The sequence below is a fragment of the uncultured Dialister sp. genome, assembly GCF_900538805.1.
Lineage (GTDB): Bacteria > Bacillota > Negativicutes > Veillonellales > Dialisteraceae > Dialister.
In genome coordinates this window covers 1-14,198 of record NZ_UPZP01000057.1, presented here as the reverse complement: position 1 = coordinate 14,198, position 14,198 = coordinate 1, and the positions used below count along the sequence as shown (strand labels likewise).

Sequence of the window (14,198 nt, the reverse complement as noted above, 5' to 3'; positions counted from 1 at the left end):
TACCCTCCAGCACCCCTTCGCCACTTCGTGGCCCTCTTCCTCCACGGGAAAGCGTCTCACGTGATTTTCAGGTCGCTGTCGCTCCCCTACAAATCACGTTCGCTTGCCACCTAAAGGGGACGCAAGAGTTTGTGCCCATGAAGCGTTCGTATCATTTCTATTCTTACCATTCTGCTGAATTGGCCGCCTACCACGGTCAGCCGACTAAAAGGAAGGCCCTTTTATGGGCAGGCTAAGGGCCAACTTCGGCTGACTTGGAGGTCCTATACAGGACCTCCACAGCCACCCTTATCCGGCTGCGCCGGACTTTCCCCTATGCAGGGGACAGAATAAAACCGCAGAACAGCATTGACCCCACAAGCACCACAGGGTATAGCGCCGCTAAAATCTCCCCCTCCGGGGGAGACGCCGCCGAAGGCGGCAGAAGGGGTGCATTTCCACGGGCGAAGCCCGGTTGTATGGTTTTTCTTTCGCTGCTGCTCCACGCGCAAATTGACTAAAATGTCCAGCACCCATAGTGCCCCCTGAATAGGGGCAAAGGTGGTGGCGCCAGCCACCAAAGGGGGTGCCGCCGGAATGGTGTAAGAAAGAGTATGACGCATTATCTCCACTTGCCAGCCCCTTCCACCGCTTACGCGGTCCCCCTCCCCCATGGATGGGGGAGGCAAGTGGGTAATGCACGTGGTCCCCCTCTCCCTGCAAGCAGGGGGAGGCAAGTTTTAGTGCAGGCCGGCTCTGCCGCCCCATTATATTGGCGGCGAAGCCGCCCTCCTTCACCCTCTGAACCCTCTGCACCTTCTGAACCATCTGAACCTTCACGCCCAAAGGGCGTGTCCAAAAAAAAGCGCCCCTGTTTTCAGAGGGCGCCTCCTTCATTTACCATTTACCATTCACAATTTACCATTTTAACCATGACCGGCGGTAAGCGGACAGCGGACAGCCGTTTCACTGTTTCACTGTTTCACTGTTTCACTTTCCCACTGTCTCACTATCTCCTCGGATGTCTCTTATCCTCATACATTTTCTTATCCATTTCCATGATGAGTTCGTCGATATCGATAATGGGGGCGGTGCGGATGGCGATGCCCAGAGCCATGCTGAGGTTCTGAAGGTGCAGTTTGCCCTTCAGTTCCGCCGCCAGCTGCACTGCCCGGGCTTTGTCTGCTCCTTCCACGGCCAGGATGAATTCGTCGCCGCCCATGCGGAAGGCGTGATTCCGGCCCACCAGTTCGCCGGCAATGGCTGCCAGGGTTTGGAGGGCCCTGTCGCCGGCTTCATGGCCCTCTTTGTCGTTGATCTGCTTGAGGCCGTTCATATCGCCGAAGAGGAAGGCCGTCTTTGTACCCACGGGGAGGCTTTCCACATATTCCATGAAGGCCAGGCGGTTCCTAAGGCCTGTGAGCTGGTCTTCATGGCTCAGGGCCTGGAGACGGTCCATTACATTCCGGTTGCGGATGAGGCTTGCCGCAAAGCGGGTCAAGGTATCCAGCAGAGGGCTGGCTTCTTTCATGATTTTTTCCGATGGGTTCACCACTTCCGTGTAGCCGAGGGAAAGGCCGCCGATGACCAGATGGCCGGAGATGAGGCGCTTCAGTCCAGGCCGGTAGGTCTCACTGGAAATGCCGTACTCTTTCTGCACCGCTTCCACGTCGTCAATGATGGCTATCTGGTCGGGGCCGAAGCGGTCATAAAGGGGCCTTGCCAGCTCCATGGGTACATGCTGCATGGCGTCTTTGGAGGGCTCTATGCCGGGAGCGCACCATTCGTAGGTATTCTTCACGGTGCCGTCGCCCTGCTCTTCAAAAATGCATACCTTCTCGGCTTCCAGAATTTTTCCCGCCCGGGCCAGGAGCCGGCTGACGCCTTCATGGGGTGTGGGCGCGGAAATTCCTCCCACCAGGGCATCATTGACCGCCATTTCCTGGAAGAGCATGTATTTCTTCCGGTAGTCCCCTTCCGCGTAGCCGCCCAGATTCGTGGCCAGTTCAAAATGACCGTTCTTTCCATGCCAGGAAATCAGGGTATGCTGGATAAGGTAATCGCCGCCGGTATTCATGTTATGGAAGGTCTGGGTATAGAAACGGTCCCGCCTGAGGAATGCCAGGGGACAGACTTCACAGGGAGCAGACTCTCCACAGATAAGCTCATAGCACTTTCTTCCGGCATAGGGATAGTCCTCCGGCAGCCCCAGGTCCCGAAGACCCGCCTTGTTCACATAAAGGAGGCTGTAGGTGTCGGGGTCGGAAATCATGATCTGGTCACTGCTGTTGTCAAAGACGGCCCTGTCGAAAACGATGCGGTCTCCATAATACAGGGATTCTCCGTATTTCTCCCGTTCCGCTTCCACCAGACGGCGGGCCAGAAGGTGGAAGAGTTCGTCCACCGTGCGCACCTCCGATGCCATGACCAGGGCATACTGCAGGAAAAGGGTGACCTGCCGTCCCGCCTCTTCCCGGATGCCATGGATTTCATTGGACAGGTCCAGCATGCGGCGCCGGATATCCGCCGTGTCCTCTGCCTTCATGAGGACGCAGAACCGGCCGCCGCCCAGATGGGCTATGGCCGCGCCCTGACGGAAGAAATGGGAAATCAGCTTCGCCAGCCGGGCAAGCAGTTTCTTTCGCACCGCCATGCCATAGAGACGGCTCACATCGTCCAGAGCCGGAATGTCCATGAAGAGGGCGGCGCAGTTTTCCCCATAGGATTTGTAGTTATCAAAGTAATGGATGGCGGTGATGAACATGCCGCGGTAGTTTAGAAGTCCCGTTTCCATGTCCCGTATATCCAGCTCCTGGTTTTCCCGCCGGATTTTTCCGATGCTGTCCCGGTCGATGAAATACCCCGCCAGACCGGCGATTTCATTGCCCCGGTATATGGGGAACTTGGTGGCCTGTACATAGTGGATCTGTCCCTTGATGATGCACTGGCCCATGACATTTCTGGAAATCGCTCCTTTTTTGAGTACCTTTTCCTCTTCATTTCGGAAGCGGCGCCCGTTGACATGCCAGCCGATTTCATCATCCGTCTTTCCCAGAATGTCGGACAGGGTGAAGCCGTATTTTTCAAGGAATGCCCGGCTGGCCCCCAGGAACCGGTGCTCCCTGTCCTTCCAGAAGAAGCAGATATTTCCGCTCTCCGCCATGGCCTGCAGCACCGAAGAGCGCCGCTTCTCTTCCCGCTCTATTTCCGGCAGGGGCACCAAAGTGGCCAGATAGGAAGGAAGCATGGCTGTCTCCCTGGCGGCGGCAGAGGCGGTATCCTTAATGCCCAGGAGAATATCTCCATCCCAGGAGGAACCGAGGAGGGCGAAATTAAACTCCTTCCACCGGTAGCTGCCGTCATCCATTTTCATACGGTACAGACCGGTCACTGCGTTTCGTTTGGACCGATTCGCCTTCTTTTCCAGGGTCCCCGGTTTCATGATCCTGAGAAACCGCTCCCTGTCTTCGGGATGCATGAAATCGCCAAGCTTCAGGAACCGGCCCAGAGGCACCGTCTCCCCGGTACGTACAATGCGGTTCATGGACTCCGCCACCTCCACCAGGGCCTCTTTCTTCCGAATCACATAGAGACCGTCATAGACAATGAAGAGATGGCGCAGCAGCTTATCCATGCGATGGGTTTCTTTCCGGTCCTGACCGTCCGAAACCAGGTAGTATTCCATTTTTCCGGCAAAGCGGTGATCATCCTGGGCCAGCACCTGCAGAGTGCAGCGCATATACTGCCCATGGAAAATGTAATTCATGGACTCCTTCCTGCCGCTTTTGGCAGATGTGGACATCAGTTCATGGAACTGCTGCATCACCGGCAGGTCCAGCTTCACCAGCCTCAGCCCATTCTCATTGACACAGGCGGCATTCAGGGCCGCCGCTGCCCGGCGGCTGGCTTCATTTCCCAGAAGGATGGCTATATTCTCCCCGTCGTAGAGAAAAAGGGCTGCCGGCGTATCGCCGATGATATTGGCCAGTCCCAGTTTTTCATAGAAAGAATTCTCCAGCGGCGTTTCCACAGCCAGATGACGATGGAGGCAGTACCGGTAGCTTTCCTCATAGGGCAGTGCCTTCCCGTAGTACCAGCCCTGGATTTTCTCGCAGCCCATGCTCTTTAGAAACTCCGCCTGGGCCCTGGTCTCCACCCCTTCCGCCAGTGTATGGATGCCCAGCTTCTTGGCCATGTAAATGATGGAGCCCATGATTTTCCGGCCCCAGTCATTCTGGTTACGCTGGAACGCCATATCCAGCTTCAGCGTATCAAAGCGGTAGGTCTTCAGCACATTCAAAGACGAATAGCCGCTGCCGAAATCATCCAGCCAGCACTCATAGCCCGCCTTCCGGAACTTCTCGATTTCCTGCCTCAGCCGCATTTCATTCTTCTTCAAGGCGGACTCCGTGATTTCGATATGGAAGAAATTCCGGGGCACCTGGTACTTCTCCACCACATCCTCCACAAAGGAAAAGGGATCCATCACCTCAAAATCCACGGCCGATAGATTCACCGACACCGGCACAAAGGGCCGGTGATTTTCCATAATAAACCGGTACAGTTTGGCCACCGTCTCTATGACATAGCAGTCCAGTCGATGGATCAGACCGGCCTCCTCCAGCACCGGCACAAAAATGGAAGGCATAATCATGCCCCGCACCGGATCCTCCCACCGGGCCAGGGCCTCCGTGCCGCACACCTTTCCCGTAAGCGTGCGGATGACCGGCTGATAGTACACCTTGATATGCCCTTCCTTCAGGGCCCTGTCGAAATTGCCAAGCACATAGACCCGATCCGTAAGATGCTGCCCCATGGACTTATCATACACCGCAAAAGTCCTGCCGGCATCCCCCTTGATCCAGTCCGCCGCAATCTTGGCCCGGTCAAAGAGAAGATGAATACCGCTTTCGCTGATTTCCACCTCATCGGGATTGAAAATATTCACCCCCGCCTTCAGCTGCACCGCCGGATCGCCGGTAAAATTCCTGATATCCCGGGACACCGCCTCAATCCGCTCCGCCACATCATGATGAAGCGCCAGCACCGCAAAGGTATCCCCGGTCAGATGGGCGATGATAGAATAGGGAAAATGGGAAGCAATACTTTCAGCCATAAAGCGGATAAGCCTGTCCCCCGCCTCCGTGCCGTGGCGGGAATTGTAGACCTTGAAATTGGTGAGATTGAAATACAGCGGCGCCCGGCTACCGAAGATGCCCTTCTTCACATCCTCCCGGGCCTGCCTGGTAATGGCCGGATAAAAAGTCCTCCGGTCCATGAGCTGCAGATCCCGCGCCTTCCCTTCCCTGTCACGAATGCAGGATAGACACCAGGCCCTGCCCTTTTCTTCATCCTCATATACCCCGGCTGTCCCTTTCACCGGGACACTGCCGGAGGAAGCCCTCAGCTGAAAATAAAAAGACCCGCTCCTTTCCTCTGCTCCGCAGCGCTGGCCAAGGGGCACATACCCCTCAGCCACAAGCTCCTTAAAAGAGCTGCCCCGCTGCGAAAAAAGCTCCTCCATGGAAGAGAAGCCCATCAAATGGAGGAAAGAACGGTTTGCATACAGCACCTTTTCCTCATCATCCATAGACACCAGACAAATCCCGCAGGGAAGCCCGTCAAGTCCCGCTTTCCCCATACCGCTGCCATCTGCCATATCCATCATCCGCCTTATAATGCCCGGCTCCGTCAGGGTACATCCCTTTTCCCCGGGCCGAAAAGTTTCACAAAACCACCTTCACAAAGAACAGACTGTCATGTAATGAAAGTCTCATGTTACATTAGTCTCTCAAAAATATTATATCACATATTACGTGTGATAATACTATGTAGAAGATAAATTTCAGTGTCTACCCCCCCTTAAAAAATTATTAGATTACTTGTATTCAATTCAGAAAAAGAGGCGCCTGTGGACACGCCCTGCGGGTGTGAGGGTTCAGAGGGTTCAAAGGGAAATGTTGACGGGGCTCCGCCCCGAGGGTTGTGGTGGGCGCCTTCGGCGCCAGTTTTGATAAAACCGCGGTAGTGGGCTAGTGTACTAGTGAGCTGGTGGGCTAGTGGACTAGGAAAACCAGGGAGCCGCCCTGTCGGACGGGGAAAAACAGGCAAACCGGGCCTTCGGCCCGGTTGTTTGATTTTCTCTCCAGAATACTGTAAGAAGCGTATGACTCAAAAATCTCCTGCCTCAATCTCTCGTTTCCCCTTGAGGGGAACGCCACGTAGTGGCAAAGGGTGTACGAGGTCAAGCACCGATGTGACACTCCACCGTGGACGTGACCGCCGATAGGCGGCCTGCTCTACTTTGAGTTTCTTTCCGATTCTTACCCTCCAGCACCCCTTCGCCACTTCGTGGCCCTCTTCCCCTAAAGGGGACGCAAGAGTTTGTGCCCATGAAGCGTTCGTATCATTTCTATTCTTACCATTCTGCTGATTTGGTCGCCTGTGGCGGCCACCCCCTATCCCGCTCCGCGGGACTTCCCCCTATTCAGGGGGCAGAATAAAACCGCACAGCAGCGATTTCCCCATAAGTACCACAATGCATAGCGCCGCTAAAATCTCCGCCGCTGCTGCCATAAGCACCAGTTGCCCGAAATGCCCAGCACCCATAGTGCCCCCTGAATAGGGGGAAAGGTGGTGGCGCCAGCCACCAAAGGGGGGGCCGCCGGAACGGTACAAGAAGAGTATGACTCAAAGATTTCCTGCCTCCATTCCCAATTTTCCCATGAGGGACGCAAGGGTTTGAGCCGCTCCCCCTTTATTCATATTGGCGCCGGCAGGCGCCCACCTTCATTTACCATTTACCATTTACAATTTACAATTTACAATTTTCCCTATGTGTTCCCCGCCTCCCAAGACTCCACGGAAAGCGGCGCAAAAAAAGAAGCCCTCTTTCGAGAGCTTCTTCTTTGTTTATGAAACTATATTCTCTTTTCTTTTCAGAAATTAGAATTTGTAGTTCAGGGAAACGGTCCATGCATCATCCGGATCAGCTGCGCCGTCAGCGTCTGCACCGAATGCATATTCAGCGTGGAGGGAAACGTTCTTCTGGAGAGCTACGTCGCCGATAACGTTCCAGTACTTCAGGTTGGTTGCGTAGTTACCAGCTGCATCGGTATTGGTCCAGAATGCGTTGAGCAGATTGGTCTGGAGACCAGTGCCGCCGAAATAGGTAGCATTGCCAATATCATTGTACCAAACGCCGAGAGCGAAAGTACCCGGTTTCTTCCAGTTGAAATTGCTGTACTGGAGGCCTGCGTTCCAAGCATCATCATTCTTCAGTTCAGTAGTAGTATTCTTTACATATTCGCCCTGAACATTCCAAGCCTGGCCTACCGGAATAGTGAGGTCAACGCCGAAGATTTCGTCATCGAGCTTGTAATCTTTGTCTTTGCCCCAGTAACCATTGTCCAGATCGTTGTTGCCCTGGAATTTGGTGTAATCAGCAGTCAGTTTTGCAAAGCCGAAATCATAACCAGCCTTTGCATAGAAAGCATCTTCATCATCAATGATAGCTTTCTTGTAATCATTATAGGTGGTGTTGAACTGACCAAAACCTGCAGCTGCGTTGAATTTGCCATTGTTGTAAGACAGTTCAGCGCCGTCGAAATCATGGGAAACACCATAACGCCAGCTTCCCTGGTTGCCAAAGTTATTTGCATAACGGCCAAGAGTTACTGCGAAGTTGCCAAACTGATGTTTAGCGTTGAGTACATCCATGTATACGCCATTATTGGTATCATCAGCAGCAGATGCATTGTTGTTGTCATCGCCTTTGAAGTTCATGTTGTAGGTAAGGCGGCCATTGATGGTGGTGGAGTCATTAACCTGACCCTTAACATTGATTCTCATACGGCCATCCCAGCCATCAGCAGTCTTGTTGTACTTACCATCTTTCAAAGTACCGAGAGACTTATCGGAATAACGCATACGAGCATCGCCGGACCAATAAATGTTGCCGACTTTCTTTTCCAGGTTGGAAACGCGAACGCCCAGGTTAGCCAGTTCGTCAGCGTATTCGCCAGCCAGTTTGTCGAGAGTTGCACGCTGTTCAGCGTTCAGCTGATCTTCTTTAGCCATGAGGCGGGCAATGATCTGAGCCAGTTCATAACGGGTAATGTTTCTTTCGCCTTTGAAGGTGCCGTCCGGATAGCCTTCTACAACGCCCTGGTCGGAGAGGTCGGATACTGCCTGGTAAGCCCAGTCATCGGTGGAAACATCGGAAAATGGATTTGCTGCATAAGCGGAAACGCCTGCAGTGAGTGCTGCTACAGCAGCCAGTGCGAGAATTTTTTTCATAGTTCATCGCTCCCTTAGAAAAAATATATAGATAACCTGCCCTTTCTGAAGGAGTGAAAATATCTCTGCAAGAGTGTCCGTGTTTCCTCTGCTTACCCTCTCTCCTCCCATATCCCCCGGGCCGGAAATATGCTTTTTTCAGCATACTATAAATGTATGATTATGCGCAATAGGGAATATTCTTTCTTATGTAATTCTAATCATAGGCTCCATAATGGCTTTTAGAAAATCGAAAAAGGAGCCCATGATGGACTCCTCTTCGAATCTAAACCTTAACCTTTATGAACCTGTATGTATCATAAACTATGAAAAGAGAAAATGCAATAGATTTTTACAAAAAAGGGCCGCTTCGCGGCCCGGGTTCAGAGGGTTCGGCCCCCTCATTTTATTGTCCCCCCGCTTGCGGGTGGTGCTGTCTGGCACCAAAGGGGGCCGGTTCAAAGGGTTCAAAGGGTGGTGGTAGGCGCCTTCGGCGCCAGTTTTGATAAAACCTTAAAACCGCCCTGCCGGGCGAGGGGAAAACAAGCCGACCGGGCCTGCGGCCCGGTTGGCTTGTTTTTCTGCCGCTGCTGCCATGAGCACCAGTTGCCCAAAATGCCCAGCACCCATAGTGCCCCCAGCGGAGCTGGGGGAAAGGTGGTGGCGCCAGCCACCAAAGGGGGGTGCCTCCGGAATGGTACAGGAGATATATGGCGGTATTTTTTCCACACATTCTTGTTTTCCCTTGAGGGCAAAGTATGCTCTACGTTTAACCTTCTGCACTCATACTTTTTGAGCAGCATTACGATGATTAGCCGCCTACGGTGGCTTTTCCCCCTTTGGTGCCTTACGGCACCACCTTCCCCCCGCAAAAGCGGTGGGACAACAACCCGCAGGGCAGCATTGGCCTCATAAGTACCACAATGCATAGCGCCGCTAAAACTTTCCCCTCCGGAGTGCATGTCCACGGGCGCCAGCCCGGTTGTTTGCTTTTTCTGTCAATTGGCTGCATGAAGCATATGGCTCATTTGATTCCGGCATGAACAGAAATCTTACTCTGCCCTCTCCAGAAGGGCCACGGTTTCTATGTGCATGGTCTGGGGGAACACGTCTACGGGCTGGACCTTTTTGAGGGTATAGGAGAGGCCGGCAAGGATCTTTGCGTCTCTGGCGAAGGTGGCGGGGTTGCAGGAAACGTAGACCATGCGCTTCGGTTCCATGGCCGCAGCGGCTTTCAGGACGTCTTCGCTGCAGCCGGCGCGGACGGGGTCCATAACGATAACGTCAGGGCGGAGGCCTGCTTTATAGAGTTCCGGCATCAGTTTTCCGGCGTCGGCAGCGTGGAATTCCACATTTTCCACATGGTTGAATTCTGCATTTTTCCAGGCGTCGTCAATGGCGGCTTTCACGATTTCAATGCCGATCACCTTTTTTGCTTTTTTCGCGAGGCACAGGGAAATGGTGCCGGTGCCGCAGTAGGCGTCAATAACGGTCTCGCCGCCGGTGAGGGCTGCGTATTCCAGGGCTTTATCATAGAGTTTTTCCGCCTGGGAGCGGTGGACCTGGAAGAAGGAGAAGGGAGATACTTCAAAGGCAAGGCCTTCCAGGGTGGCGGTCAGGGTCTTTTTGCCCCAGAGGTGATGGAGGGTTTCTCCCAGAATTACATTTCCCGGACTTTTCTGTACGTTATGGTAAATGGAAACCACTTCCGGCAGGAGTTCTCTCATTTCCTTTACCCAGAGTTCTGCAAAGGGAAGGGCCGGTGTGGCGGTGACGATGACCACCATCACTTCGCCGTGGTCGCCGGTTCTTGCCATGATATGGCGCACAGAGCCTTTGCGGGATTTTTCGTTGTATCCCTGGATGCTGTGCCTTGCCATGAAGCCCTTGGCAAAACGGAGGACCCGGTTGTTTTCTTCTTCCTGGATGAGGCATCCATCAATGGGCACCACCTGGTGGCTGCCCTGGCGGTAGTAGCCAATCACCGGCCCTCCGGTGGCCTGGGCCACAGGCACGGCCATTTTATTCCGGTAGTTCCAGGGATTTTCCGCCGGAAGCACGGGGAGCACCAGGTCTTCGGAAAAGCCGCCCAGACGGCTTACCACGTCCTTCACCCGCTGCTCCTTCACCGCCAGCTGGCCTTCGTAGGTAAGGTGTGAAATCTGGCAGCCACCGCAGGCATGGTAGGCCGGGCATTCCGGCTTCGTGCGGAAGGGGGATGGTTTCTCTATGGAAATCAGCTTTCCCTGGGCATAGGATTTCTTGGCCGCCACAATCCGGGCGGTCACCGTCTCCCCCGGCAGGGCGCCGGGCACGAAGAGGGTAAAATCATCCACAGAGCCGATGCCTTCGCCGTGGATTCCCAGGTCGCGGATGGTGGCGGTATAGGTTTCGTTTAATTTGACAGGAATGTTTTTCTTAGTCATAGGAGGCTCCTTTTTGGGGAAAGGTTCTAAGGTTTGACGGCCCTATGGGCCGAAGGTTCTTAAGTTTGACAACCGCTTTGCGGCTGAGGGTTGAGGAAGCGGCTTCGCCGCAGTTTTTATATGGCCGCTTCGCGGCAGTTCTTAGCCTCCTTCCTCAGGAAGGAGGTGTCGCCGGAGGCGACGGAGGATAGGGGCGTGGATTAGACGATAGAAGTCAGAAATCGGACGTCAGAATTCGTTACGTGCCTGCCTTCCCGCCGGGCACTGTCGTTCGAGGTCGGTCAGCCGGCAAGTGGTGGCGCCGGAATGCTACAGGAAAGTATAGCTCGCTGCCTCCGCTTACTATTCTGCCGAATTGGCCACCTGCAGTGGCCACCCCCTATCCCGCTTCGCGGGACTTCCCCCTATTCAGGGGGCAGAATAGAACCTCCTGCGTTTGCCATCTATCACATACATAGAAGCAAAAGTTACCGCTTGATACCAAATACTTTTTCCGTGTTTTTGAGGGCGTACTGCCTTAGTTCTTCAGCTGTAACGTGCATGTAGGAGGCGAGGGTTTCTACTACGTATGTAATGTTCTGGGGGACGTTGGTCCGCTTCAAGTGGAAGCCTCTGGGAGTGAGGTAGGGGGCGTCGGTTTCTACCATGACCCGGTCCAAGGGGAGGATGGAGACGGCGTCACGGAGGGCGTCTCCTCTTCTTTCATCACAGATCCAGCCGGTGATGCCGATGTAGAAGCCCATGTCCAGGAGTTTTTGGAGGGTTTCTTTATTTCCTGTGAAGCAGTGAACCACGGAAATGGGGCAGATATCTTCGTGGCCTTTGAAGCAGTCCATGAAGTCTTCCTCTGCGTCCCGGAGGTGAAGGAACAGGGGTTTATGGAGTTCTTCTGCCAGGGCGATGAGTTCCTTGAAATAGTGGAGCTGGTTCTCTTTTCTGGCATACATGTGGTCATAGTCCAGGCCCGTTTCGCCCACCATCTTGATGGCGGGATTGGAGAGGATGATTTCACGGATGCGCTCCACGTCTTCTTCCCGTGCATCGTCGGTGCTGTGGGGATGGATGCCGGCGGTGCCGCAGAGGTTATGTGTCCTGGTGAAATCATTCACCAGTTCGTTATCCTTCCGGTCAGAGCCGGTCAATATACATCGGATGCCGGCGGCCTCTGCGTCTTCGATGATTTTTTCGGGATTAGGAAAGGATGGGGTGAAGAGGTTCAGCCCTATGTCGTAGTATCGTATGTTCATGGTTCCTTCTGTTCTTTTTCATAAAGGAAGACGTAGAATACGTCTCCGTAGTTGGTATTATGGTTCAGATGGCCCCTGATTTCCACGGGGCGGAGGTTTCCTTTTTTCGTCAGGATTTCGGTCTTTATGAAATAGCGGCGTCGCCGGTTGGCCGGGTCTTTCATCTGCCGGCCTATTTCTTCTTCCATCCTTCTCTTCAGGGAGTCCGGGAAAATCCTGTCCAGCGCCATGGCGGTATATTTCATGAAATCATCCAGGTTTTCACATTCCATGAGCTCCACCAGGGGGCTGCTGGCGTAGAGGATGTGTTTGTCTTCTGCCCTGTACACCGCCATGGCGCCGGGCATTTCATTTCCTATGTCCGTGAGGTTGAAGCCCAGCTGGGTGCGGGTGTCTTCCGGCGTCAGTTCCGGGTCGAATTCCTTCCACCTTGCCTTGCCGTTCAGCTTGGCGCCGTAGAGGGCGTAGTCCGCTTTGATGCAGAGGCCGCGGTAGTCCCTGTCCTGGTTCGTGTAGCGGGCAAAGCCCAGGGAGGAATAAAATTGAATTTTCTTTCCCTTATAGGTAATTTCATGGGGCTCCCCGGTAAAGCGGTCGATGGCCCGGGCAGCTTCACCGGTGAGACCGTCGCCGTAGAAGATGATAAATTCATCGCCGCCGTTCCGGGTAATGAAGGTGTGACGGCCGAAAATCTTTTTCATGTCCTTCGTGAACTGGCAGAGGGCCCTGTCTCCCGCTTCGTGGCCGTAGACGTCGTTAATGATTTTGAAATTGTCGATGTCCACTGCCATCACCAAAGCCGGATGGTCCTCGTGGGATTCCAGGTACCGTTTCACTGCCCAGTCGCCGCCGTTCCTGTTGTATACGCCGGTCAGGGCATCGGTGGTGCCCAGGCGGCGGAGCCTTGCATTGCGGCGGGCCAGCACTGCCAGGGCCAGGGCGGTCAGTATGCCTGCCCAGGTGGTGAGGACGATAATCCAGGGATTCACCCAGGGCCCTTCCGGACGGAGGTACACGGTCCACTGGTCCGCATAGATTTCACGGGATACGGCAAGAGCTTCTTTCCTGTAATCCCCGTTTTCATAAAGGGAAGAGACCGTGCCGTCCCCTTCGGTATGGGAAAGGCCACAGAGAATGCCCTGGTCCTTCATGTTTGATACATTGGCGTCGCCCAGAAAGATTCGGGTATCTATAATGGCAAGGATGTAGCCCCAGAAATGGGAATCCCCTTTCCCATCAGACAGGAACACCGGCCGCACCACCACGATATCCCGGAGTCCCTCCCCCACTTCCACGGCGGGAGTAATGCTCACATTGCCGGAGCGGCGGGCCTCTAAAGCCAGCTTTTTTAAAGAGCCGGTCTCGGGATTTGTGAAATTGCGAATGTCCGCGTCCTGGTTATACCCGGTAAAGGTGCCGTCTTCCTGGACGATCTGGATACTGCGAAGGGCATTATCCATTTTCACAAAATCCGCCAGCTTTGTCTGGTCGGGGACAGTGCGGCCCCCCGATTCCTTCACCCTTCCTTCCATAACGGTGGTAATGGTGACATACCGTTCCAGGGACTGCTTTATCCAGGCCAGCCGGGCTTCCCCTGTTTCGCGGATATTGGTTTCCATATTGGTACTCATGGACTGAAAAAGGGCGGCGTCCAATACGAGCACCGCCACAAAGATTACCGAAAATACGGGCATGGAAACGAAACGGATCAGTTCCGTCATCTTTTTCATACCCATCATCTCCCGTTTTAAGCGAATAACCGGATTTTGTATAGTTTCTATGAAAAATATTATATATCATTTCATATATGAAGGAAAGGGGACGCTTCGCGGCCCCGGGTTCAGAGGGTTCAAAGGGTTCAAAGGGTTGTGGATTGCCGCTCCGCGGCAATAAGTATATATGCCGCCTTACGGCGGCAGCGCTGCCATAGGCAGCATTTATAATGATGCCCACAGGCGCCTGCCTCGCCAGCGCAGCGATTCTTTAAAACTTCCTCTGAATCAGCCCGCTCTGTGGACGGCCCCCATCGTTCGGCGCGAAGCGCTCGAACGATAGAGCCCGGGTGCCGAAAGGCACCTGAACCTTCTTGCTTTCGGGAATACAGCCTTCTGAAGTCTGACCGTCTGACCTTCCCGCCGACTGGTATTTACCGGCTTTCCCTCACTTACGATTCTGACCGAGATCCTTCGCTGCGCTCAGTATTCTGGTCATATGTCAAGTCTTTTTTTTGAAGAAATTTATTGTTTTTTCTTAAAAAAGGGTAACCTTA

Annotated in this window: 5 protein-coding genes; all 5 read right to left on the bottom strand. The window is 53.9% G+C overall.

From position 1 onward, the window contains the following. Positions 1-988: 988 nt before the first annotated feature. The 5 genes from QZQ29_RS06200 to QZQ29_RS06180 all read right to left on the bottom strand — a co-directional run bounded on the left by QZQ29_RS06200 (position 989) and on the right by QZQ29_RS06180 (position 13,659). Positions 989-5,647, bottom strand: coding sequence for an EAL domain-containing protein (locus tag QZQ29_RS06200; protein WP_296961212.1), 4,659 nt, complete (start codon positions 5,645-5,647; stop codon positions 989-991). Positions 5,648-6,924: 1,277 nt separating this feature from the next. Next, complete coding sequence (locus QZQ29_RS06195) at positions 6,925-8,277, bottom strand: S-layer homology domain-containing protein (RefSeq protein WP_296961209.1); 1,353 nt, start codon at positions 8,275-8,277, stop codon at positions 6,925-6,927. A gap of 1,031 nt (positions 8,278-9,308) precedes the next feature. Continuing rightward, complete coding sequence (rlmD, locus tag QZQ29_RS06190) at positions 9,309-10,682, bottom strand: 23S rRNA (uracil(1939)-C(5))-methyltransferase RlmD (protein ID WP_296961206.1); 1,374 nt, start codon at positions 10,680-10,682, stop codon at positions 9,309-9,311. A gap of 467 nt (positions 10,683-11,149) precedes the next feature. Further along, positions 11,150-11,929: a TatD family hydrolase gene (locus QZQ29_RS06185; protein ID WP_296961203.1), complete on the bottom strand. Its 780-nt coding sequence runs from the start codon at positions 11,927-11,929 to the stop codon at positions 11,150-11,152. After that, positions 11,926-13,659, bottom strand: a complete 1,734-nt coding sequence (locus tag QZQ29_RS06180) for a diguanylate cyclase (RefSeq protein ID WP_296961201.1) — start codon at positions 13,657-13,659, stop codon at positions 11,926-11,928. The genes QZQ29_RS06185 and QZQ29_RS06180 overlap by 4 nt, the downstream gene beginning before the upstream one ends. Positions 13,660-14,198: the final 539 nt, after the last annotated feature.